20 protein-coding genes and 1 pseudogene are annotated in these 23,456 nt (G+C 73.5%); 9 read left to right on the forward strand and 12 right to left on the reverse strand.

Annotated elements, in window-relative coordinates; all coding sequences use genetic code 11:
- Positions 1 to 213: 213 nt before the first annotated feature.
- Positions 214 to 1,011: an SAM-dependent methyltransferase gene (locus OP18_RS46155; protein ID WP_033366292.1), complete on the reverse strand. Its 798-nt coding sequence runs from the start codon at positions 1,009 to 1,011 to the stop codon at positions 214 to 216.
- Positions 1,012 to 1,040: 29 nt separating this feature from the next.
- The gene (locus OP18_RS46160) at positions 1,041 to 2,021 is read right to left on the reverse strand and encodes a PP2C family serine/threonine-protein phosphatase (protein WP_156090264.1); all 981 of its coding nucleotides are present in this window, start codon (positions 2,019 to 2,021) and stop codon (positions 1,041 to 1,043) included.
- Positions 2,022 to 2,195: 174 nt separating this feature from the next.
- Here OP18_RS46160 and OP18_RS46165 point away from each other — a divergent pair, with 174 nt between their 5' ends.
- The gene (locus tag OP18_RS46165) at positions 2,196 to 3,299 is read left to right on the forward strand and encodes a glutamate dehydrogenase (protein WP_245635769.1); all 1,104 of its coding nucleotides are present in this window, start codon (positions 2,196 to 2,198) and stop codon (positions 3,297 to 3,299) included.
- A 34-nt stretch (positions 3,300 to 3,333) separates the two neighbouring features.
- On the opposite strand, the gene OP18_RS46170 is transcribed toward OP18_RS46165, so the two are convergent.
- Positions 3,334 to 4,281: a quinone oxidoreductase family protein gene (locus OP18_RS46170; protein WP_245635770.1), complete on the reverse strand. Its 948-nt coding sequence runs from the start codon at positions 4,279 to 4,281 to the stop codon at positions 3,334 to 3,336.
- Positions 4,282 to 4,289: 8 nt separating this feature from the next.
- Positions 4,290 to 4,526 (reverse strand): hypothetical protein, encoded by a 237-nt coding sequence (locus OP18_RS46175; protein ID WP_033366298.1) that lies wholly within the window; start codon positions 4,524 to 4,526, stop codon positions 4,290 to 4,292.
- Between the two features lie 70 nt (positions 4,527 to 4,596).
- On the opposite strand from OP18_RS46175, the gene OP18_RS46180 reads away from it, so the two are divergent.
- Together OP18_RS46180 and OP18_RS46185 are read left to right on the forward strand one after the other, a co-directional pair.
- Positions 4,597 to 5,223 (forward strand): TetR/AcrR family transcriptional regulator C-terminal domain-containing protein, encoded by a 627-nt coding sequence (locus tag OP18_RS46180; protein ID WP_033366301.1) that lies wholly within the window; start codon positions 4,597 to 4,599, stop codon positions 5,221 to 5,223.
- 9 nt (positions 5,224 to 5,232) lie between these two features.
- The gene (locus OP18_RS46185) at positions 5,233 to 5,772 is read left to right on the forward strand and encodes a GNAT family N-acetyltransferase (protein ID WP_063745768.1); all 540 of its coding nucleotides are present in this window, start codon (positions 5,233 to 5,235) and stop codon (positions 5,770 to 5,772) included.
- Here OP18_RS46185 and OP18_RS46190 read toward each other — a convergent pair.
- The 5 genes from OP18_RS46190 to pstS all read right to left on the reverse strand — a co-directional run bounded on the left by OP18_RS46190 (position 5,709) and on the right by pstS (position 10,486).
- Positions 5,709 to 6,461, reverse strand: a complete 753-nt coding sequence (locus OP18_RS46190) for a response regulator transcription factor (protein ID WP_052388359.1) — start codon at positions 6,459 to 6,461, stop codon at positions 5,709 to 5,711. The two genes, OP18_RS46185 and OP18_RS46190, sit on opposite strands and share 64 nt — an antisense overlap.
- Before the next feature lie 16 nt (positions 6,462 to 6,477).
- Positions 6,478 to 7,347 (reverse strand): phosphate ABC transporter ATP-binding protein PstB, encoded by an 870-nt coding sequence (gene pstB, locus OP18_RS46195; RefSeq protein WP_033366304.1) that lies wholly within the window; start codon positions 7,345 to 7,347, stop codon positions 6,478 to 6,480.
- A 53-nt stretch (positions 7,348 to 7,400) separates the two neighbouring features.
- Positions 7,401 to 8,306 (reverse strand): phosphate ABC transporter permease PstA, encoded by a 906-nt coding sequence (pstA, locus tag OP18_RS46200; protein ID WP_033366307.1) that lies wholly within the window; start codon positions 8,304 to 8,306, stop codon positions 7,401 to 7,403.
- The gene (gene pstC, locus OP18_RS46205; protein WP_033366310.1) at positions 8,303 to 9,301 is read right to left on the reverse strand and encodes a phosphate ABC transporter permease subunit PstC; all 999 of its coding nucleotides are present in this window, start codon (positions 9,299 to 9,301) and stop codon (positions 8,303 to 8,305) included. Before pstC ends, pstA begins: the two co-directional genes overlap by 4 nt.
- 96 nt (positions 9,302 to 9,397) lie before the next feature.
- The gene (gene pstS, locus OP18_RS46210; RefSeq protein ID WP_245635771.1) at positions 9,398 to 10,486 is read right to left on the reverse strand and encodes a phosphate ABC transporter substrate-binding protein PstS; all 1,089 of its coding nucleotides are present in this window, start codon (positions 10,484 to 10,486) and stop codon (positions 9,398 to 9,400) included.
- Between the two features lie 319 nt (positions 10,487 to 10,805).
- Between pstS and phoU the strand changes: the two genes are divergently transcribed.
- Positions 10,806 to 11,450, forward strand: a complete 645-nt coding sequence (gene phoU / locus OP18_RS46215; protein WP_063745769.1) for a phosphate signaling complex protein PhoU — start codon at positions 10,806 to 10,808, stop codon at positions 11,448 to 11,450.
- 508 nt (positions 11,451 to 11,958) lie between these two features.
- Here the strand turns inward: phoU and OP18_RS46220 are convergent.
- The 3 genes and pseudogenes from OP18_RS46220 to OP18_RS46225 all read right to left on the reverse strand — a co-directional run bounded on the left by OP18_RS46220 (position 11,959) and on the right by OP18_RS46225 (position 15,121).
- Positions 11,959 to 12,933, reverse strand: a complete 975-nt coding sequence (locus OP18_RS46220; protein WP_033366316.1) for a nucleotidyltransferase domain-containing protein — start codon at positions 12,931 to 12,933, stop codon at positions 11,959 to 11,961.
- A 51-nt stretch (positions 12,934 to 12,984) separates the two neighbouring features.
- Positions 12,985 to 13,657: pseudogene (locus OP18_RS56310) on the reverse strand (IS5 family transposase).
- Between the two features lie 531 nt (positions 13,658 to 14,188).
- On the reverse strand, positions 14,189 to 15,121 hold the full coding sequence (locus OP18_RS46225) for an MBL fold metallo-hydrolase (protein WP_033366319.1): 933 nt from the start codon (positions 15,119 to 15,121) through the stop codon (positions 14,189 to 14,191).
- Here OP18_RS46225 and OP18_RS46230 point away from each other — a divergent pair.
- The 5 genes from OP18_RS46230 to OP18_RS46250 all read left to right on the forward strand — a co-directional run bounded on the left by OP18_RS46230 (position 15,120) and on the right by OP18_RS46250 (position 23,402).
- A complete protein-coding gene (locus tag OP18_RS46230; RefSeq protein ID WP_052388361.1) occupies positions 15,120 to 15,584 on the forward strand; it encodes a hypothetical protein in 465 nt (154 codons plus the stop codon). The genes OP18_RS46225 and OP18_RS46230 overlap by 2 nt on opposite strands.
- A 177-nt stretch (positions 15,585 to 15,761) precedes the next feature.
- On the forward strand, positions 15,762 to 16,703 hold the full coding sequence (locus OP18_RS46235; protein WP_033366322.1) for an ABC transporter ATP-binding protein: 942 nt from the start codon (positions 15,762 to 15,764) through the stop codon (positions 16,701 to 16,703).
- Positions 16,704 to 16,831: 128 nt separating this feature from the next.
- A complete protein-coding gene (locus tag OP18_RS46240; protein ID WP_033366387.1) occupies positions 16,832 to 17,494 on the forward strand; it encodes an ABC transporter ATP-binding protein in 663 nt (220 codons plus the stop codon).
- Positions 17,494 to 20,649: an FtsX-like permease family protein gene (locus tag OP18_RS46245; RefSeq protein WP_033366325.1), complete on the forward strand. Its 3,156-nt coding sequence runs from the start codon at positions 17,494 to 17,496 to the stop codon at positions 20,647 to 20,649. The genes OP18_RS46240 and OP18_RS46245 overlap by 1 nt, the downstream gene beginning before the upstream one ends.
- Complete coding sequence (locus OP18_RS46250; protein ID WP_081971707.1) at positions 20,646 to 23,402, forward strand: FtsX-like permease family protein; 2,757 nt, start codon at positions 20,646 to 20,648, stop codon at positions 23,400 to 23,402. Before OP18_RS46245 ends, OP18_RS46250 begins: the two co-directional genes overlap by 4 nt.
- Positions 23,403 to 23,456: the final 54 nt, after the last annotated feature.

Genomic DNA, 23,456 nt, shown 5'->3' on the forward strand with positions numbered 1-23,456 from the left:
CCCGACTGACGTGAACCGCGGGCGACCGCCGGCGGGCGGCACTGGATCCGTCGGCTGAGGCATGCGCGCCGTTTCCGTTCCGTCGGGAAGCTGAAGCCGACCACGGCCCCAGGCTCGCATTCTGGACCATGACGGCCGGCGGGTGCCAGCCCTCGTCCATCGAACGGATGAATACCCGCCGGTTCGGCGCCGGCACGCGACGCGGGTCGGCGCTCAGGTCCTGCGGGCCACACCACCGACCGCCGACCACTGGGCCGGCACGTCGTCGTCCTCCGGGTCAGGGTCCCAGTCGCTGATCGGCACCAGGCCGGGCTCCAGGATCTGCCACCCGGACAGCAGGCCCGCGATCTGCGCCGGGGTCCGCACGTGCAGCGAGGTCGGGGTGCGCCCGTAGAGCTGCCGCACGTACTCCTGCCCGACCGCGTCGACCGCCGGCACCGAGTGCGAGATCGCGACGCAGCTGCCGGCCACCGTGGCGTCGGCGAACTGCCGCAGGATGCCGGCCGGGTCGTCGGCGTCGCCGATGAAGTGCAGCACCGCCACCATCAGCACCGCGACCGGCTCCGAGAAGTCGAGCAGGCCGGTCACCTCGGGGTGGCCGAGGATGTCCTGCGGCCGCCGCAGGTCACCCTCGATGGCGGTGGCGAACCGGTTGCCGGTCAGGATCCGGCGGCTGTGCGCGACGGCCACCGGGTCGGTGTCGACGTACACGACTCTCGCGTCCGGCACGGCGAACTGCGCCACCTGGTGGACGTTGCCCAGGGTCGGGATGCCCGAGCCGATGTCCAGGAACTGCCGGATCCCGGCGCCGGCGAGCCAGCGCACCACCCGGCCCAGGAAGGCGCGGTTGTCGTGCGCCAGCTGGACGAGGCCCGGCCAGGCCCGCTCGGCGTCCTCCAGGAACCGGCGGTCCACGTCGAAGTTGTGGAACCCGCCCAGCGCGTAGTCGTAGACCCGCGCCGCGTTCGGCGTGGTGATGTCGACCCCGTCAGGGACCCAGTGCGGCAACATCGCTGAGTTCCTCTCCGGTCATGATGCGGTCACCGCTCGCCGGCGCCGCGGTCGATCACCACCGCCGGGCCGGTCAGGCCGGTGTTTCCTGGCCCAACGATCGGACCGCTCAGCAGCCACACCGCGGCGATGTCGGCGTCGGCCGAGCGCAGGGCGTGCTCCACCGCGCCGGGGTAGTCGTCGTGGTGGGCCAGGACGTACCCGGCCGTCACCACCGCGATCCTGGCGTCGTCCGGCAACAGCCGGGTGACCGGGGCCTCGGCCACCGCGCCGAGCGGCAACGCGCCCGGCCCGGCGTCCACCACGGCTGCCCGCCGGTCCGGTTCGTCCGCCGTGCCGTGCAGCGCGAAGATCTCCGGGCCGCCGCACCGCAGCGCCTGTACGGTCCCAGCCGGATCCACCTGCACGAACGTCGCCGCCACGTAGCCGTCGGGAGCCAGGCGCCGCACCAGCGGCGCGAACAGCGCCGGCAGCTGCGGCAACCCGACGCGGCCGCTGCGCGCCGCCAGCCGGAAGCCGCGCGTGAGGGACTCCGCGCACCGCCCCGGATCCGGCACCTGCCCCATCACCAGGCCGACCATCGCCCATACGCCACCGCCGGGCAGGTGCACCACGGCGGCGACCTCACCGGGCACCCCCGACATCGCCAGCACCACCCGCCGTCGGCGCCCACCGGCGGCCACGTCGATGATGCTCATCGCCGTGGCCCGTGTCCGCAGCAGCCGGGTCAGCCGCTGCCACGACAGCAGGGGCACGACCGCCAGGCAGATCGCCGACGCGGTCAGCGACCCGCGGTCGCCGCGGTGGCCCGGGACGATCGGCAACGCCACCGACAGCAGGATCAGCGCACCCGCCCAGCCGGACATCAACGCGGCGATCCGCGGCCGGGACGCCATCCCGGCGATGCCCGGCACCAGCAGCCACCCGATCGGCGCGGTGACCCCGGCGGCGCCCATGACGACGGCGTTGCCCGTCACGACGAGCAGTGCTGTCCGCGTTGAGATCCTCACGGCATTTCCATCCACCAGTGCCGCATCGCCGTCCGGTCGTCGTCACGCCGCCACATACGGCGGCGGTGACACCGTAGCGTGTGGGTCCCCGTCCCCGGCAGATAGCCGCCGAATACCCGGTCGCGCGGTCCCGGCGGCGCCGCCACCAGGGGCGGTGCGGCGAACATCACCCTCGTGCGACGACGCCGCCAGCAGCGGCAGATCATCTTCCGGGTGCCGTGGGAGGACGACCGCGGTGAGGTGCACATCAACCGCGGCTTCCGGGTGGAGTTCAACAGCGCCCTCGGCCCGTACAAGGGCGGGCTGCGGTTCCACCCGTCGGTGTACCTCGGCATCGTGAAGTTCCTGGGCTTCGAGCAGCTGTTCAAGAACGCGCTCACCGGCATGCCGATCGGCGGTGGCAAGGGCGGTTCGGACTTCGACCCGAAGGGTCGCTCCGACCGGGAGGTGATGCGCTTCTGCCAGTCGTTCATGACCGAGCTGTACCGGCACATCGGTGAGTACACCGACGTTCCCGCCGGTGACATCGGCGTCGGCGGACGCGAGATCGGGTACCTGTTCGGGCAGTACAAACGCATCACGAACCGCTACGAGTCCGGCGGGCTGACCGGCAAGGGCCACAGCTACGGCGGTGCGCAGGTCCGGCGGGAGGCGACCGGCTACGGCGCGGTGTTGTTCGCCGAGGAGATGCTGCGGGCGGCCGGTGACAGCTTCGACGGCAAGCGGGTGGTGGTGTCCGGCTCCGGCAACGTGGCCATCTACGCGATCGAGAAGGTTCACCAGCTCGGCGGCACCGTGGTGGCCTGCTCCGACTCCTCCGGCCACGTCCACGACGAGCAGGGCATCGACGTGGAGACCCTCAAGGACGTCAAGGAGGTCCGCCGGGCCCGCATCGACGCCTACGTGCGGGCCCGCCCGCACGCCCGCTTCACGGCCGGCCGGCCGGTGTGGGAGGTGCCGTGCCAGGTCGCGGTGCCGTGCGCGACGCAGAACGAGATCTCCGCCGTCGCCGCGGCGGGTGTCCGGTTCGCCCCCGGCAAGGCCGCCAACGCCGGCGGTGTGGCCGCCAGCGCCCTGGAGATGCAGCAGAACGCGAGCCGCGACTCGTGGACGTTCGCCCATTCCGAGCAGCGGCTGCGGGAGATCATGCGGGACATCCACGACCGCTGCCGGGCCACGGCCGAGGAGTACGGCATGCCGGGCGACTACGTCGCCGGGGCCAACATCGACGGGTTCCGCCGGGTCGCGGAGGCGATGCTGGCCCACGGCCTCATCTGACGCCGCCGGCGCGACCCACGGTGCCGGCCGCCGGTCACGGCACGACGACGAGCCTGCTGCCCCGCAGATCGGTGCGTGGCCAGGCGGCCTCGATGTCGCGCAGCGGGACCTTCGTGACGTCGACGGTCAGCTCGCCGGTCCGCGCCCATGCCACGACCTGGCCGTACGCCTCCTGCATGGCGCGCGGGCCGAGCCCTCTGGCCGCGCCGCAGATCTCCACCCCGGAGGTGCGCAGGCTCTCCGCGGCCAGCACGAGCGCCTCGCCGGCGGCCTCGCCGACCTGGATCAGCCGGGTCGGTTTCGGGAACGCGAACGTCCGCGGGACCAGTGACCGCAGCAGGATCTCGGTGGGCCGGCCCCAGAGGTAGTCCAGCACGACGTCGTAGCCGTCCTCCTTGGCCTCGAGGTACGCCTGCGCCAGCGCGTCGTCCGGCACGGCGGTGTTGAGCACCGTGTCGGCGCCGAGCGCCCGCACCGCGCGCAGTTGCTCGTCGTCGCGGCCGGTCGCGACGATCCGCCCGGCGCCGAGCAGCCGGGCCACCTGCACCGCGAGCCGTCCCGCGACCCCGGTGGCGCCCTGCACGAGCACGGTCTCGCCGGCGACGAACCCGGCGGCGGTCCTGATGGCCATGCCCGTGACCGCCGTGCCGAGCACGGTCGCGACCGCCGGGTCGATCCCCTCGGCGATCGGCAGGTACGCCCCCTCGGGGACCACGGTCCTCTCGGCGAGCGCGCCGTAGGGCGGGCGTGGGTTGCCGAACCCGACGAGGGTGCCGTCGGGCAGTGCGCCGACGCCGTCGAAGGCGGGGATCGCCGGGAGCTGTGCGGTGTACTGCCGGCCGGCGTAGTGCGTGCCGGCCGCGATGCGCCGGTCGACGTGCTCGACCGCGACCGCCTTCACCTCGATGATCACCTCGTCGTCGCCGGCCACCGGATCGGGGAAGTCCTCGTAGCGAGGGACGCCACCGATCTCGTGCAGCACCGCCGCCTTCATCGCAACCCTCGGCCGAAGAACGCCGCGACGCGGCGCTGCCAGGCCGGCAGGAAGCGGGGCGGGTGGGCGGGCGAGTGGTTGCGCCCGTGGCCCGGCGACGGGTGCTGCGTGACGCCGGCGGGCGGGTGCGAGCGGCCGTGGTGTCCGGCCGGCCGCTCGGCGTGCGCGGGGACCCCGGGCATGCGGTGGGTCGCCCGGTGCAGCAGGCCGCGCAGTGAGTGCTTGGTGGTCATGGTCAACTCCGCTCTCTATCAGTGATAGAGAGACTCTAGCACTGATAGAGTGTCCGTGGGAGGTGTCGAATTGGCGCTCGATCGGCAGCGGATCGTCGCGGAGGCGGTCGCCCTGCTGGACGCCGAAGGGCTCGACGGCGTGACGACCCGCAAGCTCGCCGCGCGGCTCGGCGTACAGTCGCCGACGCTCTACTGGCACGTGCCCAACAAGGCGGCGCTGGTCACCGCGATCGCCGACGCGATCCTCGACCAGGAGTTCGGCGACATGGCCCCGCCCGCGCCGCACGAGCGGTGGCAGGACTGGCTGGGCGGCCTGGCCGGACGGCTGCGCCGGGCGCTGCTCGCCCACCCGGACGGTGCCCGGGTCGTCTCCGCCGCGCAGCTGTCCGTCACCATGGCGGCGATCTCCGAGCTGGCGATGAGCGCCCTGGTGTCACGCGGCATCCCGCTGCGGCAGGCCCGCGTGATCGTGCTGACCGTCGAGCGCTTCACCGTCGGTCACGTCCTGGAGGAGCAGGCCCCCCGCCCGGACGCGGACGCACTGCAGCACTTCGACATGGCCACCTTCACCGAGCGGCACCCGACGGTGGTGGCCGCGATCGCCGAGTACTTCCAACCGGGCCAGACGGTGGACGACCTGTTCCGCGACTGTCTGGAGGTCGTCATCGCGGGCGCCGTGCGCACGGCGGGCCGATAGGGTCGCGGCATGCTGACCCTGGCCAGGCTGACGCAGGTCGACCCCGCCGACCTGATCGGGCTCATGAACGACGCCCGGGTCCGCCGGCACATGCCGCTGGCCACCAGCGGCTTCGGCGCCGAGGACTGCGCCGCCTGGGTGGCCGACAAGGAAGCCATGTGGACGGAGCGCGGCTACGGCCCGTGGGCCTTCCTGGTCGACGGCGTGTTCGCCGGCTGGGGCGGCCTGCAGCCCGAGGGCGACGACGCCGACCTGGCGCTCGTGCTGCGACCGGCGTACTGGGGCCACGGGCGGGCGATCGCCGAGCGGGTCCTGGCCGAGGCGTTCGGCCCGCTCGGCCTCGACGCGGTGACCGTGCTGCTGCCGCCCAGCAGGGGCACCGCCGCCGCCGTGCGACGGCTCGGGTTCCGGCCCGACGGCACGGCCGAGGTGGCCGGCCTGACGTTCCACCGGTTCCGGATCAGCTCGCCCGCGCGGGCCGGCGATCAGCCGACGGTGTCGGCGACCGCTGCCGCGCCGGACTCGACCGGCGGGGGGATCAGGCGGTAGCCCAGCCCACGGACGGTGACGATGATCTGCGGCTCGCGATGATCGTCGCCGAGCCGCAGCCGGAGCCGCTTGATGTGCACGGTCAGCGTGTTCGACGCGTCGTGCACCGCCGCGCCCCACACGTTGTCGTAGAGCTGCTCCCTGGTCACGACCCGGTCGGCGTGGATCATGAAGAACCGCAGGAGGCGGTACTCCTGCATCGGCAGGCGGATCGCCTGACCGTGCAGCGTCACCTCCAGGGTCGACGGATCCAGCCGGAGCCCGCCGCACTCCAGGACGGGTTCGAGCGCGCCGATGAGCTCGGGCCGGATCGACCGCAGGATCGGGATCAGCTCCGGCAGCCGGTACGGCCGGGCGACGCACGCCCGGGCGCCGGCCATCAGCGCGGCCCCGGCGTGCTCACCCTCGTCCTGGCCGATGCCGACGAGCGTCGGGATGCCGGCGTGCTCGGAAACGGCCCGCACGAAGCTCGTGCTGGTGATCGGGCCCGGATCCGCGGCGACGACGACGGCGTCCGGCCGCATCGTCCCCGCCAGCACCAGTGCCTCGACTGGATCCCGGCACACGGTGACGTCGACCTGCAGCTGGGTCAGTTCAGCCGCAAGCGCGCCGCCGGGATCCAGCGTCGGATCAGCGACGAGCAGGACGAAACGGGACCGCCACCCATCACCGGTTCCCCGTGCATGCATGAAGTTCCTTGCCGGCCTAGCCGAACCGGCCGGTGATGTAGTCCTCGGTGCGCTTGTCCGTCGGGCTGGTGAAGATCTTCGCCGTCTCGCTGAACTCGACCAGCCGGCCGTGCCGGACCTGCTTCTCGTCCACCTCGGCGGTGAAGAAGGCCGTGTAGTGGCTGACGCGCGCCGCCTGCTGCATGTTGTGGGTGACGATCACGATCGTGTACGTCGAGCTGAGCTCCTGCATGAGGTCTTCGATCCGGCTGGTGGCGATCGGGTCGAGGGCCGAGCAGGGCTCGTCCATCAGGATCACGTCGGGCTTGACGGCGATGGTCCGGGCGATGCACAGCCGCTGCTGCTGACCGCCGGACAGGGCCATGCCGCTGGTCTTGAGCTTGCTCTTGACCTCGTCCCACAGCGCGGCGCCGGTGAGCGCCTCCTCGACCATGTCGTCGAGGTTGCCCTTGATCCCGTTGATCCGGATGCCGTACGCGACATTGTCGTAGATCGACTTCGGGAACGGGTTCGGCTTCTGGAACACCATGCCGATGTTGCGCCGCACCTGGATCGGGTCGACGTCGCGGGCGTAGATGTCCTGGCCCAGGTACGTGATCCTGCCGGTCACGCGGGCGCCGGGCACGAGGTCGTTCATCCGGTTCAGCGAGCGCAGGATGGTGGACTTGCCGCAGCCGGAGGGGCCGATCATCGCGGTGATCTGGTTCTGCCGCACGGGCAGCGAGGTGCCCCGGACGGCCTCGTAGTCACCGTAGAAGACGCTGACGTTGTTCAGCTCCATCAGCGGGGTGCCGGCGCCCCCGGAGAAGTCCCCTCCCGGGGTCGGGTGCGCGCCGGACTGCCCGGCGATGTGCACCGTCGGGCGCTGCTGGTTGGGTGCCGTCATGGTATTCACCTCAGAGTTACGCGTCGGGGTGTTGGCCTGGGTACGGATGGGACTCAGCGTTCTTTGATGGCGAAGCGGCTGGCGACCAGACGGCCGAGCAGGGTGAACGCCAGGACGAGCACCACCAGTGTGAGCGCGGCTCCCCAGGCACGGTCGGTGGCGGCCTGGAACGGTTCGGTGGCGTTGCGGTAGATCTGGACCGGCAGCGCGGTGTTGCTGCCGTCCAGGCTCCAGTTGATCCGGTTGGTCAGGCCGACGACCAGCACGATCGGCGCCGTCTCACCGGCGGCACGGGCGACCGCCAGCAGCGAGCCGCTGGCGATGCCGGAGATCGCGGCGGGCAGGACCACCGTGAGGATGGTGCGCCACTTGCGGGCCCCGAGGGCGAGGCTCGCCTGCCGCAGCTCGTCGGGCACCAGCCGGAGCATCTCCTCGCTGGAGCGGATGACGACCGGGAGCATGAGGCAGGCGAGCGCCAGGGCGCCGGCCAGACCGCTCTGCTCGGTCGACAGCACGACCGCGGTGTAGATGAACAGGCCCATGACCACCGACGGCACACCCGTCATGACGTTCGCCATGACGCGGATGGTGCGGGCGAGGGCGTTCTGCTTGCCGTACTCGTTGAGGTAGATCGCGCCGAGCACGCCCAGCGGGATCGCGATCAGCGAGGCGACGCCGGTCATCAGCAGCGTGCCGGCGATCGCCGGGCCGATGCCGCCGCCCGGGTTCGCCAGCTGGCGCGGCAGCCGGCCGGTGAGGAAGTCGTAGTCGATGACGCTCGCGCCCTTGGCGATCACGTAGTACATCACCAGGGCGATCGGGATGACGGCGAGCGCGACGGCGAACCAGATCCCGCCCTTCGCCACGGTGTCGACGATGCGACGGCGCTTGGACAGCGCCCCGCGGCTCAGGTCGAGCGCCGGGGCCTGCCGGGCCCCCGGTTCGGCGACGGTGGTCATTTCGCCGCTCCCCTCATCCGGATCTCGGCGCGCCGGACGGTGATCTCGGCGGCGTAGTTGATCAGTACGGTGATCACGAACAGCAGCACGCCCAGGGCGATCAGGGCCGATCGTCCGGGCGGCACGCCGGGGTCACCGAAGTTCAGGGCGATCACCGACGCGAGCGTGTTGCCGGAGGCGAACACGTTCGGGGTGATCTGGGTGGCGGCGCCGACCGTCAGCGCCACGGCGATCGTCTCGCCCATCGCCCGGCCGAGGCCGAGCATGATGGCGCCGACCATGCCGCCGAAGCTGTGCGGGAAGACCGCGCCGCGGATCATCTCCCACCGGGTGGCGCCGAGGGCGTACGCGGCCTGCTTGTCGGCGTCCGGGACGGTGGCGAACACCTCACGGGTGATCGAGGTGATGATCGGGACGATCATGATCGCGACGATGATGCCGGCGGTCATGAACCCCCGGCCGGAGGAGACCGGCACGCCGAAGATCGAGCGCAGCACCGGGATGCCGCTGACCGCGCCGTGGATGCCGTCGTACACCTTCACCAGGGCGGGGCCGACCACCACGATGCCCCACAGACCGAACACGACCGACGGCACCGAGGCCAGCAGGTCGATGACGGTGACGACCGTCGAGCGCAGCCGCCGCGGTGCCAGCTCGGTGAGGAACAGCGCGATGCCGATGGACGTCGGCACGGCGAACAGCAGCGCGATCAGCGACACGATCGCGGTGCCGTACAGGAACGACAGCGCGCCGTAGACCGGGCCCGCGCCGTTGATGTCGACGGGAATCCACGACTTTTCGGTGATGAAGCCGAGACCGGCGTAATCGAGCGCCGGCCACGCCTCCTTGGCCGTGGTGATGAGGATCAGTGCCAGGATGGCGAGCACCAGCAGGCCGGTGCCGAGGGTCAACCCGGAGAATGCGCGATCGGTGGTCGCGCCGGACCCCTTCGCCGTCAGGCGTGAGGCGGTCGGGCGGGTGGTCTGGGTCGTCAAGTCAGGACTCCCGGTAACGGTTCATACGGGGCGGCCAACAGGCCCCCAGCGACCTTCGTCGCTGGAGGCCATGTCAACCGGACCCGACCAGATGAGCTATGCGGCCTGGATCTTCTCGACCTGCGCGAGCGCCTTGGTCTGCAGCGTGTCCGGGAGCTTCGCGAAGTTGACGCCCTCGGCGAGCTTCTGGCCGTCGGTGAGCAGCCACTTCAGGAAGCCCTTGACGTTCTTGCCCTTGGCCGCGTCGTACTTGGTCTTGGCCAGGATGTAGGTCGGCGCGGTGATCGGGTAGGTCTCCGCACCAGCGGCGTCCAGCGGGTCGTAGGTCAGGTCGTCCTTGACCGTGGCGCCGGCGAGCGCGGCGGTCGCACCGGCGAGCGACGCCTTGACGAACTTGCCGTCCTTGTTCTTGATGGACGCGAAGACCAGGTTGCTGGCGGTGGCGTCGGACAGGTCGACGTAGCCGATCGCGCCTTCGCTCTGCTTGATGATCTGCGCGACACCGGTGTTCTTGTCGCCACCCTGGGTGTCCGCCGGCCAGGCCACGGTGTCACCGGCGCCGAGCTTCCACGCCGCGCCGCCGACCTTCGCCAGGTACTTGGTGAAGTTGTTGGTCGTGCCCGAGCCGTCCGAGCGGTGCGCCACGACGATCGGCTTGGCCGGCAGCGTCGCGGTCGGGTTGTCCGCCTTGATCGCGGCGTCGTCCCAGGTCTTGATGTCCCGCTGGAAGATCTTGACGAGGACCTCGCCGCTGAGCTTGAGGTCGGCGACGCCCGGCAGGTTGTACGACACCGTGATCGGCGCGGCGACGGTCGGGATGTACAGGAACTCGCCCGCCTTCGGCCCGTCGCCGTCCTTGACGAGGGAGTCGGAGCCGGCGAAGTCGGTCAGGCCCGCGCCGAACTCCTTCTTGCCGGTGCCGGAACCCGTCGAGTTGTAGGTGATGGCCAGGTCCGGAGCGACCTTCTCGAACTCGTCCAGCGACTTCTGGTAGAAGGCGTTGGGGAAGCTCGCACCCGAGGCCTTCAGCTCGCCCGTCAGCTTCGAGTAGTCAGAACCAGCCGCACCGCTGCTGGAGCCGGCGCCCGGGGTGTCACTATCGTCGCCACTGTCACCACAGCCGGCGAGCACAAGCGCGGCGACCGCGAGGGCAGCGGCACCGGCGAAGACGCGCCGTGAGAGCACGTTGCGAGTCACCTCAGAATTACCTCTCGTTTTTGGTTTCGTCCGGCCAGCCGACCCGACGCACTGAACGTAAGAGGGGGTGGTTGACGGGTCCGCGACGCCGAATGAACGAAAAGTGAACAGACGGGCGCGATCGTCTAACCGGACACCGTTGGCGAATCGCAAGAGATGCCACCAGCCGGGCGAACCGGCGATACCGTCGCCGGCCGCGGCCTCCGGCCCGTCACGGACGAACCCGGGACAGTCTGCCACGTGCCGTACGCTGGGCAGCGTTGACGCTGGACGCCGGGCACACCGGCCGGCCTTCGGGAGGGTGCGGGTGCGGGCATGGTTCGCCAAACAGCTGGACGAGCTGCGCGGACAGCTCGTCGTGACGGCGGCGTCGGTCACCTCCTCCATCAGGTGGGCCACCCAGAGCCTGCTCCACCAGGACCTTGACGCCGCCCAGCAGGTGTCCGCCGCGGCCGCGGAGATGAAGGCCACCAAGGCCCACGTCGAGGAGCTGATCCTCCAGCTACTGGTCCGGCAGCAGCCCGTCGCCACGGACCTGCGCCTGGCCCTGGCCGGCCTGCACGTCGTCGGCGACCTCGAGCGGATGTCGGCGCTGGCCGACCACATCGCCAAGATCGTCGTCCTGCGGCACCCCGTGCCGGTGGTCCCCGCCGAGATCCGGCCCGCCGTGCAGCGGATGGGCGAGGTCGCCGAGGAGCTGGCCTGGACCGTGACCCGCGCCCTTGAAACGGACGATCCGGACGCCGCGGCGCGCATGGAGCGCGACGACGACATCGTCGACACCCTGCACCGCGACATGTTCGGCGTGCTGTTCAGCGAGTGGACGCACGGCGTGCAGGCCGCGGTGGACCTGACGCTCATCTGCCGCTACTACGAGCGGTACGCCGACCACGCCGTCAACGCCGGTCACCAGGTCGTGTTCATGGTCACCGGCGAGGCCCCGCCGAGCTGACCCGCCCGCAACCGGCGCAGCCCTGCGCTGGCTGCTGCAGGCAGCCGGTGCGCAGTGACGCATCAGGCGTCGAGGAAGCGGCAGCACCGCACGGCGCCCGCAAGCCTCGCGCGCGCGAGGACAGTTCATTGACGTTATGGACGTTTGTCGGACACAGCTGTGTCCGGGGGCCCCGGACGCAGGTGACCGGGGGGACATGTTGTCCTCCAGACATCCTGCCCGGGGATGTGCACCGATTTGTCCGCGTTGTAGGGAGGGCCTGGTTCCACTGCTCAGCGGACTGCGATCGGAGGCGTGCCGGGCACGCCGACCGTTGGTGTAGTCGTCGGCCGAGTCGGCGGCGACGGGAATCGGCGTCAGCCGGCCGCCGCCGACGATGCGTGCGCGGCTGGGCTGACGGCGTGCGGCAATGGGTACGGCGCCGGTCGCGGCACGAAGCTCGCGACTCACCTCTGGCGACGTCGGAGATGAGAACTGCCCGAATACCTCCCGGCCGCCTTGGTGCGGGTCAGCAATGTTGAGTGATCACCTCGCGGAGTTCGGCTAGGTGAGCGTTGAGGGCGGGGTCGGGCGTGGCGATCCAGGGTCCACGGAAGTGGGGCCGTCGGGAGACGAGGTCGGTGAAGGCGGCGATCTGGTCGCGGGCGTTCTGGGCCCAGCTGACGTCTTCGCCGACTGCGATGCGGGCGGTGTAGGACAGGTCGATTCGTTCTTGTAACCAGGCCGGGGCGGATCGGGCGCGTTGCTCTGCGCTGGCTGGGTCGGCGGACGCCAGGACGGCGATCCGGGCGGCGAGGGCCTGTTGGCCGTGATGTTCTGCCATGCGCTCGAATCGGGTCCACTCACGGCCGAGGGAGCCGAGTCGTTCGCCCCATCGCTCGAGAAGGACCATGCGTAGCGCGCGGGCGGAGACGCGCAGTTGGTGTGTGGCGTTGGCGGGGTCGTCGGTGTGGGTTCGGGTCGCTTCGGCGAGGGCCTGGGTGGCTTGTTGCTGCCAGATGTTGATGCGGGCGGCGACGACCGCGGGGTGGAAGCGGACGGTTCGTATCCATTCGGCGAACCCGTGGCCGAGTTCGTCCTGGGGGTCGGCGGCGTAGCCGCCGTATGCCTTGTCGATGCCGTGGAACCAGCGCGGTTCGGTGATGCGGCTGACTGCGTGGTCTGGTCCGGCGGTGATCGCGTCGCGGATCTCGGTGGTGGTGAAGGCCAGCCGGCCGATGTCGAGGGCTTGGGCGCGGCCGGATCCCGTCCACCAGTCCACGAGGGCAGCGCGTCGCTGGTCGAGTTGGGCGGCGGATTCTTCTGGATCGGTGGCGTCGTCGTAGATGGGGAGCAGGTCGATGTCGGACATGGGCCAGGGCTCGCCGCGTCCGACGCTGCCGGCGACGATGAGCCCGTGGAGGCCCGGGGTTTGCCCGAGCACCGTGACAGCTTCCTGGAGTCGTTCGTCGAGCAACTGTTTCCACCGATCAGTGGGTTTCATCGGCTCGGGTCTCCTTGTCCGTTGGGGCGGCGGCTGACATCGGCGGCGTAATTAGAGGTCCTGACAAGGTCGTCTGACGTGTCGGTAGGTGATGATGCAGGTGGCGAGGCCAAGGAAGGCTTCGTGGATGTCGTCGCGGCGTTCCCAGTGGATGCGGAGCCGTTTCATGCCGTGGTACCAGGCGATGGTCCGCTCGATCATCCACCGGTAGACGCCGAGGCCGGAGCCGTGCGGTGCGCCGCGGCGGGCGATCCGTGGGTGGATGCCTTTGTGGCGGACGGTCTTGCGGTACTTGTCGAAGGCGAGGGGGATGCCGGCACCCTCGGTCAGGACGTGGTGCTTGGAGCCCGCTCGGGCGCGGTCGACCGGGCTCGGTCGCTTCTGGGCCGCGACGAGCAGCGCGGACGTGGGAGGAGTCGATGACCGCTCTGGACCAGTCCAGCTTCCCCGCGGCGTGCAGCTCCGCGAGCAACAGCTCGTGCAGCTGCTTCCAGACCCCGGGCCGGTTCCACTCTTCGAGGCGTCGCCAGCACGTCATCCCGGACCCGAACCCCAGCTCCTGCGGCAGGAACTCCCACTGGATGCCGGTGTGCAGCACGAACGGGATCCCGGACAGCACCTGCCGGTCAGGGATCCGCTTGCGTCCGGGACGTCGTGGATCGCGGGGTACGGGTTTGGGCAGCAGCGGTTCGATGCGCTGCCACAGCCGTCCGGCACGATCCACGGCGGCTGTTCACCACGCCTCACGGCCGAAGATGTTAGATCATCCTCCGCAAAGGATGGAAGACCCTCGATCAACGTGGTTAGGACCTGCAAGTCGACAGACCCGGAGCCGGCCCGTCTCCGAGGCCACCATCGGTCGGCTCACAGACGAGGTCCGGCGCCATCCGCGCCGTCGCTGGAATCCACTGAGGCACGAGCGTTCTTCGACAATCTGCACGTCATCGCAGACCGAACCGGCCGGCGCGACTCGACCAACATGCTGCTGCACCGGCAAGCATGCTTCCTCGCCAGCCTCGACCCCACCGGCAGAACAGCCGACTGGCTCAGCTCGACGCGACGATCGACATTCCCAGCGACGTTCCACGGCTGGTCACCGACGTGGCCAGACGCCCGATCGATCGCCACTTCCCTGGCCAAGCACGGCGATCCCCAACCCTTGAGAGACTTCATCGCACGCGCCCACCCAGACGACGCGTGCGAACTGGCCGGCCTGAACTACGACCCGAGCGCTCGATCTGCGGCTACGCGGCGCCTACCCGCCAGCCGGCAGGCCGTGCCAGGGATCCTCGCGCCGCCACACGGTCGGGAAGTGCAGCCGTACCCCGTCCGCCGCGGCGAGCCCGTCGAGGATCCGCATGCTGGCGTCGAGGTCGTCGCCGAGGTAGGGCAGGGCTCGCAGCGGCCGGTCGAGGGGGCGGAAGAAGTCGTCCCAGTGGGTCAGCACGACCCGCCGGGCACCCACGGCACGCACCGTCTCGTCCCAGTAGGCGCGCAGGTACGCCTCGGGCCGCACGCCGAGCTGGCCGACGCCGAGGTACGCCACGTCGGCCCGGTGCCCCCGCAGCAGTCCGGGGACGAAGCCGGCGCTGCCCTGCACGAGCGCGCTCCGGCCGGTGGCGTGCCGCAGCAGGATGGACCACGCCTCGCCGCACCGGTAGGCACCCACCCGCACCGGCGGCACCACCGGCGCGGTGATCGCGCCCGGGAACCGGTCCGGCGGGCAGTGCTCGGAGGCCAGGTGGGTCACGGTGAACGCGCCGTACGTGTCGGGCCGCCCCGGCGTCACCACCCTGATCCGGTCGTCGGCCAGGCCGTGCCCCCGCCCGACGTTCGCCGTCGACTCCCCGCCGACCAGCACGGCACCGGTGCGGTCGGCGACCAGCGCCGCGTCGAGCACGTGGTCGAAGTGCGTGTGCACCGGCAGGACCGCCGCCAGCCGCGCCACCCCGGCCCGGGCGAGGGCCGCCTCGACCGACGCCGCCGACGGCCGGATCCTGCCGAGCAGGAGCCTGCGCAGCGGGTACCGGCTGAAGAACCCGTCGGTCATCACCGCCGCCGACCCGTCGTCGATCAGCAGCGTGGACACGCCGAGGAACGTCACGCTCAGCCCGGACCCGCCCGCGACCGGCACGTCGAAGCGGTCCCGATACCGGCCGATGTCGGGGCGTCCGAGTTTCCACCGCATGCGCCGACGCTACCGCCGCCCGAGCGGGTCGCGGCCCACGGCCCCGGCGCAGGGGTCCACCGAGGCGCTCCGGACACAGGTCCGCGACGACATCGCCACGGTCGAACGGGAGACCGGTTGGCGGTACGACACGGACCTGTCGGTCGCGTCCGGCACGAAGGTGGGCGGCTATCCCGGCTGGACCCAGGTGCCGGACTGGCCGGTCTGCGGCTGCGGCGCCCGGCTGGAGCACCTCCTCACCGTGGCCACCTGGGAGTTCAGCCGGGGCGACGAGAAACGCTGGATTCCGCTGGAGGACCGCGCGGCGATGGCCGGATGGGGCTTCGCCGCCCCTGACGACCATCCATGGCGGCGCATCCAGAACCCGGCGGGCCTGACGCTCGGCGACGCCGGAGGCATCTACCTGTTCGTGTGCTCGGCCTGCCCCGAGCGGCCGTTCGACCACCGGTTCGACTGCTCCTGACGGGCCGGACGGCCGCTGGTGCGAGCGGTGTTCGGCGCGAGCACCACGACCACCGCCGGCACCACGCCGAGCGGACGCCTCCCGGGCCCGACCATCTCCAGAAACGTTTCGAAAATTCTGGGAAATGTCGATTGGTGTGGCATTCTCGAACACCCACGGGGAGCGTCGAGGAGGGGCATGTCGAGCACGTCGTTGTCGTTGCCGCAGCCGCCGGCGCGGGCGCCCGAGTTCGGCCGTGATGCGCTGATCGTGTGCGAGAGCCTCGTGCGCATCTACCAGACGGGTTCGGTCGAGGTACAGGCGCTGCAGGGACTCGACCTGGCCGTGGACAGCGGGGAGATGGTCGCCGTCGTGGGCGCGTCCGGCTCGGGCAAGTCGACGCTGCTGTCCATCCTCGCCGGGATCGACGCCCCGACGGCCGGGCGGGCCAGGGTCGACCGGTGGAACCTGCTGGCGATGGGGCGGGCCGACCGGGTCCGCTACCGGCGGCACACGGTGGGGTTCGTGCGCCAGCAGACGGCCAGCAACCTGGTGCCGTACCTGACCGCCCGGCAGATGGTGGACCTGCCGATGACGACGGCCCGGACGCCGGCCAAGGCCCGCCGGGACCGCGCCGCCGAGCTGCTGGCCGCCCTCGGCGTCGCCGACTGCGCCGACCGGCGCCCCGCCCAGCTGTCCGGCGGGCAGCAGATGCGCGTCGCGATCGCCGTGGCGTTGGCGAACCAGCCGCGGGTCCTGCTGGCCGACGAGCCGACCGGCGAGCTGGACACGGCGACGTCGGCCGAGGTGTTCGGCGCGCTGCGGGACGTCAACCAGCGCTTCGGGGTCACCGTGGTGGTGGTGACGCACGACCCGGCGGTGAGCGGCCAGGTCGAGCGGACCGTGGCCATCCGTGACGGCCGGACCAGCAGCGAGGTGCTGCGCCGCGCCACCACAGACGCCGAGGGCGACACCCACGTCATCGCCGAGGAGTACGCCGTGATGGACCGCGCCGGCCGGGTCCAGGTGCCCCGCGACTTCCGGGAGGCGCTCGCCCTGACCCGGCGGGTCCGCCTGGCGCTGGAGCCCGACCACGTCACGATCCGGCCGGACACGGCGGACACGGCGGACCGCGCGTGACCGCCGAGCCGACCGCCGACGCCGCCGACGCCGCCGCCGAGACCGCCGCCGAGACCGCCGCCGACACCGCCGCCGAGACCGCCGCCGGCGCGACCGCCGAGACCGCCGCCGGCGCGACCGCCGAGCCGCTGCTGTCGGTGCGCGACATCCACCGCCGCTTCGGTGCCGGACCGGCCGCGGTCCACGCGCTCAGAGGCGTCTCGTTCGACGTGCGCCCCGGCACCATGGTCGCCCTCGTCGGCCGGTCCGGCTCCGGCAAGACGACACTGCTCAACGTCATCGGCGGGCTGGACCGCCCGGACAGCGGCACCGTGCACATCGACGGCACCGACGTCACGGCCCTCGACGAGGACGGGCTGTCCCGGCTGCGCCGGGAGAAGGTCTCCTACGTGTTCCAGACCTTCGGGCTGATCCCGGTGCTGTCCGCCGCGGAGAACGTCGGCGCCCCGCTGCGGCTGGCCCGCGTCGCCCCCGCCGAGCGCGAACGCCGCGTCCAGCTGCTGCTCAGCCTCGTCGGGCTCGCCGACCACGCCGAGCAGCGCCCCACCGAACTGTCCGGCGGCCAGCAGCAGCGCGTCGCGATCGCCCGGGCGCTGGCCGGCTCGCCCCGGCTGCTCATCGCCGACGAACCCACCGGCCAGCTCGACGCCGAGACCGGCCTGGCGGTGATGGCGCTGATCCGCGGCGTCGTGGAGTCCGAAGGTGTCACCGCGCTCGTCTCCACCCACGACCCGGTGATGATGGCCCTCGCCGACCGGGTCATCACCATCCACGACGGGCAGCTCGACTGATGCTGCGCCTGCTCGTCCGCCGCGCCGGCGCGCAATGGCCGCTGCTCGCCGCGCTGCTCGGCGTCGTCACCGTCGGCGCCACCCTGCTCGGCACCTGCGCCCTGCTCACCACCCGCACCGCCGAGCGGGCCTACGAGGTCGCCGCCGCCCGCGCCACCGCCGACGAGGTCGACGTCACCGCGTACACCGGCACCGTCGAAGCCCCGCACGCCAGCGCTGTGGCCGCCGGTGCCCGTGACGTCATCACCGGTGCCCTCGCCCCCTTCCCCACGACGACGCACACCCGCGCGTCGAGCATCCTGCGGGCCCTGCCCCCGACCGCCGCCGCCGGCACCACCGTCGCACCCCAGACGTACCTGTCCGGCATGGACGACCTGCCGGCCCGCACCCAGCTCAGCGCGGGGCGCTGGCCGCAGCCCGCGAAGACGCCCGTGGAGGCGGTACTGCTGGAGCAGACCGCGCAGGTGCTCGGCGTCGCCCCCGGCAGCCGGCTGCGGCTGGGCGCCGAGCTGGCCCACGCCGCCGTCCCCCTGCTCGACATCACCGTCGTCGGCGTCGTCCGTCCGCTGCCCGGCGCCGGCTGGGACCGCGACCCGCTCGTCGCGACCGGCTACGCCCTCGGCTACCTCGACGGCCGCTTCGGCCAGCCCGTCAACGTGTACGGCCCGCTCATCGTCGACCTCACCGACCTGCTCACCACCGGCGCCACCATCGACCGGCTGCAGGTCACCGCGCATCCGGACCTGTCCCGTCCCACCCGCCGCGACCTGGACGCCGCCGCCGGCGCGGTCGACGGCGCGGACCGCCTCCTCGCCCGTACCCTCGGCGACCGGGTCGGGCTGGAACGGGTCTACTCCGCCCTGCCCTCGACCCTGCGCGCCGCGGACGACCAGCGCCGCGTCACGGCCGCCGTCGTGCTCGCCGTCGCCGTCCTCGGCGGCATCCTCGCCGCCACCGCCCTGGCCCTCGCCGCCCGGCTCGCCGCCGGCGTCCGCGCCGACGAGACCGCCCTCCTCGTCGCCCTCGGCACCAGCCCCCGCCAGCTCGCCGCCACCGCCGCCGTGGAGGCCGCGACGCTCGCCGCGCTCGCCGCGGCCCTCGCCGTCCCCGCGTCCTCGGCCGTGCACGCCGCCCTCACCCATCTACCGCCGCTGGACGGTGCCGGGCTCGGCACCCGCCCGGTCGTGACCGGCGCCCAGGTGCTCACCGTCGTGGCCGGCGCGTTCGCGCTGGCCGCGGTGCTCATCGTCCTCGCCGTGCGGCCCGGGCCGGCGCCCGGCGAGCGCCGGCAGCGCCGCGAGCTGCTCGCCCGGTCCGGCGCCGACCTGCTGCTCGTCGCGTTCGCCGGGGTCGGCTGGTGGCAGCTGGCCGCGCAACCGGACGCGGCCACCACCCGCGCCGACGTCGTGCGCGTCCTCGCGCCGGCGCTGCTGCTCGCCGCCGGCGCCGCGGTGGCGCTGCGGCTGGTGCTGCCGGCGTTGCACGGCGCCGACCGGCTGGCCCGCCGCGCCCGCGGGCTCGTGCTGCCGCTGGCCGCGTTCGAGGCCGCCCGCCGCCCGCAGGCCGTCGCCGCCGGCCTGCTCATCGGTCTGGCCTGCGCCGCCGGCACGTTCGGTGTCGCGTTCGACGCCACCTGGCACCGTTCGCAGCACGACCAGGCCGACGTGTCCGTCGGCACCGACCTCGCGCTCACCCTCACCACCCCGCCCGACGCCGGGCAGGGTGACACCGTGGCCGACGCCACCGGCGGCACGGTCAGCCCCGCCGTCGACCGTGGCGTCGCGGTCGGGCAGTGGCTCGGCAGCGCCGGTGACCCGCCGCGGCTCGTCGCCGTGGACGCCGCCCGCGCCGGCGCGCTGCTGCGCGGCCGGCTCGACGGCAGCCGGACCTGGTCGGGCGTCGGCGCGGCCCTCGCCCCGGCCGCCCCCGCCGCCGGCATCACGGTCCCGGCCGGCGCCGCGATCACCGTCTCCGGCACCGCCACCGGCGACGGCGCGCTCGCGGTGACCCCCCGCCTGCTCCTGCAGGACGGCACCGGCCTGCGTACCCCCTGCGCCGCGCCCGCCGTGCCGCTGGACGCGGCCCCGCACCGGCTGCCACCCTGCTCGGCCGGCGGCGGGCTGCGGCTCGTCGCGGTGTCGCTGAAGGTCGAGATGTCCGAGTCGGTGATCGCGGGCGGCATCAGCCAGGTCGCCGTCACCGTCTCCGTGCCGGGCGGCACCCCACCCGCCGGGCCGTGGACCGCGACGTCCGCCCCGCCGGTCCCCGGGCAGGTGGCCAACCCGGCGGTCGCCGTCACCGGCGCGGACCTGGTCCTGACCGGCACCGTCCAGCTCAACGGCGCGCCGGACGCCGCCCGTACCATCGTCGCCACCGCGTTCGAGGACCCCGGACCCGTCCCGGTCGCCGTGTCCGCCCGCTTCGCCGAAGAGATCGGCGCGGAGCGAGGCATGCCGCTGAGCGTCACCGTCGGCACCACCCCCGTGCCGGTCGTCGTCGCCGAGGTGCTGCCGGCGATCCCGTCCGCGCCCGGCACGGCCGCGCTCCTCGCCGACCTCGACCTGCTCTCCCGCGCCATCGCCGTCACCGGCGACCTCACGTTCCCGGTCGACGCCTGGTGGGTCGGCCACCCCACCGGCGGCGCCGCCGACCGGGCCGCGGCGCTGCGCTTGGGCACCGTCACCACCCGCGCCGAGGAGACCACCCGCCTCAGCGCCGGCCCGCTGCGCGCCGGCCTGCCCGCCGCGCTGCGGCTGCTCGTCCCGGCCGCCGCGCTGCTGCTGCTCGCCGGTGTCGTCCTGCACGTGACCTGCGATCTGCAGGTCCGCGCGCTCGAGGTGGCGCGGCTGCGCGGCATCGGCATGGCCCGGCGCGACATCCGGACGGTCCTGCTCGGCCAGCACGCCGCGGTGCTGGTGCCCCTGCTGGTCGCCGGGGCCGTGGTCGGCGGGCTCGCCACCCGGCTCGTGGCGCCGCTGATGGTGCGCTCCGACACCGGCGCCGCGCCGGTGCCGTCGGCGCAACCGCTGTGGCCGTGGGCGGCCGAGACGGCCCTGCTGCTCCTGCTGCTGGCCGGCTGCGCGGTCGCGGTCGCCGCCGTCGTCACCGTCCAGGTCCGCCGGGCCGACGCCGCCCACCTGCGGGTGGCGTCGTGAACCGGCCGTGGCTGCGCCCGCCGACCCTGCACTGGCCCAGCATCCGCGGCCGGGCCCGCGCCGACGCCGGGCCGCTGCTGCTCGCCGCCGCCGTCGTCGCGGCGGTCGCCCTCCTCGCCGGCGCGGTGCCCCCGCTGGTGCGCGCCACCGCCGACGACGCCGTCCGTGACACCGTCCGCCGTGCCGGCGACAACGCCGACGTCCGCGTGCACGCCCGGTTCGAACGCGACGACGGGCCGACCGGTGGGCGGCTGCGCGCGCCGCTGCTCGCCGACGAGGTCGACGACTTCCGGGACCGGGCATCGTTCGAGCTCGGCGCCGGGCTGCACGCCGTGCTGCAACCACCGGTCGCCTTCGTGACCAGCCCGGTCCTCAGCGTCACCGACGGCAGTGTCCTGCGCACCTTCCAGCTGGCCTACCTCGCCACCGACGGCGGTGGCCCCGCCGTCACCTGGGTCGCCGGGACCGCGCCGGGCCCCGCGGCCGCCGCCGGCACCGGCCGGCTCGTGGTGGCGCCGTACGTCGGCCCGCCCTGGCCGGTCCAGATCGGCCTGTCCGAGACGGACGCGGCGGCGCTCGGCCTGTCCCCCGGCGACACCGTCCCGCTCAAGGACTCGCACAACCAGGTCAAGGACGTCCGGGTGAGCGGCGTCTTCCGGCCCGCCGACGACGCCGACCCCGCCTGGCGGCTCGCCCCGTCGGTGCTGCGCCCGGTGGCCGGCGCCGACGGCGTCGGCACCACCCGGCTCGGCGGGCTGCTGTCCCGCGACTCCCTGCCGGACGCCCGCCTCGCCTTCGAGCAGGACCAGCTGGAGCGCACCGTGCGGTTCGCTCCACAGCCGGAAGCCCTCACCTGGTCCACCGCGTCCACGCTCGCCGCGAACGTCGTGCAGCTCAAAGCCACCTCCGGCGCCTCCAACGGCCCCGACGAGGCGCTGCGCTGGGAGTCGCAGCTCGACGCGGTGCTGCGCGACGCCCGCACCCAGGTCAACGCCGCGGCCGCTCAGGCGTCCGTGCTGCTCACCGGGATCGTGTCGGCGACGGTACTGGTGCTGCTGGTCGCCGCCGGCCTGCTGGTGCACCGCCGCGGACCGACCCTGGTCGCGGCCCGGCACCGCGGGGCGGCCCTGCCCGACCTCGGCGCGGAACTGTTCATCGAGTCGGCCGCGGCGGCGCTGGCGGCCACCGCGATCGGCCTGCTCCTCGCCCGCGCCGTCGCCCCCGGCGTCGCCGTGCTGTCGGTGCTGCCGCTGGCCGCGGCCGCCGCCACCGCCGCGCCGGCGCTGGGTGTGCTCGCCGCCGCCCGCGCCACCAACGACCGGCGTGCCCCGGCGAACCGCAGCGCCCGCCGCTGGACCCTCCGCACCCGGCAACTGCGCCGCGCCGCGCTCGACGTCGCGGTGCTCGTCGCCGCGGCCGGCGCGCTCGTCGCGCTGCACCAGCGGGGCATCACCCCGGCCGGCACGGCGGCCGTACCGGACGGCGGCGCCGGCCTGCCGACCAGCGCACCGGCGCTCGGCGCGCTCGCCGCGGCGCTGCTGCTGCTGCGGCTGCTGCCCGCCGGCACCCACCTCGCGCTGCGCCGGGCGCTGCGCTCGCGCCGCCCCCTCGCCGTGTTCGGCGCAGCCCGGGCCGCCGCCACCGCCACCCGGGTCCTCGCGCCGCTGGCGCTGGTGACCGCCACCGCGCTCGCGTCGTTCGCCCTCACCGTCGACGCCACCGCCGGTCAGGGCCTCACCGACGGCTCGTGGCGCACCGTCGGCGCCGACGCCCGCCTCGACGTCGCCGCGGCCGCGGCCACCTCGACGCCCGCCCTCGCCGCGCGCGTCGCCGCCGCCCCCGGGATCGACCAGGTCGTCGTCGCCCAGGTCACCGACCGGGCCCGGGTCATCGCCGACACCGCGGTCACCGCCCCGCGCCTGGTGGTCGTCGACGCGGCCGCGTTCCAGCGGCTGCTCGCCACCACCCCGCTGCCGGACGTGCCGGCGCTCGCCCGCCTCGCGGACCCGGCCCCCGGGGACGTCCCCGCGCTGGTGCTCTCCGGCGACGGCAGCCTCCAGCCGGGCATGCGGCTGCAACTGCCCCAGCCGGGCGGCGCCCCGGCGATCCGGCTCACCGCCGTCGGCGCCGCCCCCGCCATCGGCGACGCCACCGACGTCGTCGTCGTGGACCGCGCCGGCCTCGCCGCCGCCGGCCTGCCGACCGTGCCCAACACCGTCTGGGTGACCGGCCCGGGCACCGCCGCCGCCGTCGCCGCCGCGGGTGACGGCGGCGCGAACGTCGTGCTCCGCGCCGACGTGGAGCGCGCGCGCCGGGCCGCGCCGCTGACCGCGGGGCTGCTGCGGCTGGCCCGTACCGCCGCCGCGACCCTGCTCGTGCTGGGCCTGCTCGGGCTCGCCCTCGGCGCCGCCGCCGGCGCACCGCAACGCTGGCAGACCATCACCCGCCTGCGCACCCTCGGCCTGCGGCCGCGCGACGCCCGCTGGATCGCCGCCGGTGAGCTGCTGCCCGCGGTGCTGCTCGCGGCGGTGGGCGGCCCGCTGCTCGGCGCGCTGCTGGCCCGGCTCACGCTCGGCCCCCTCCAGCTGCGGCTGCTCACCCGCCAGACCGTCGACCCCGCCGTGGCGCTGCCATGGGGGTGGCTCGCGCTGCTGGGCGGGGTGCTGCTGGCGGCGGTCGCCGTCGTGGTGCCGGTCGAGGCGGCGCTGCGCCGCCGCCGGCAGCTCGGCGAGGTGCTCCGCGCCGGCGAGTGACCCCGGTCGCGGCCGCGCTGCTGGCTCAGCGCAGGCGGAGCTGCCAAGCGCCGG

Origin of the sequence: Dactylosporangium aurantiacum (assembly GCF_000716715.1) — a bacterium.
GTDB classification, from domain to species: domain Bacteria; phylum Actinomycetota; class Actinomycetes; order Mycobacteriales; family Micromonosporaceae; genus Dactylosporangium; species Dactylosporangium aurantiacum.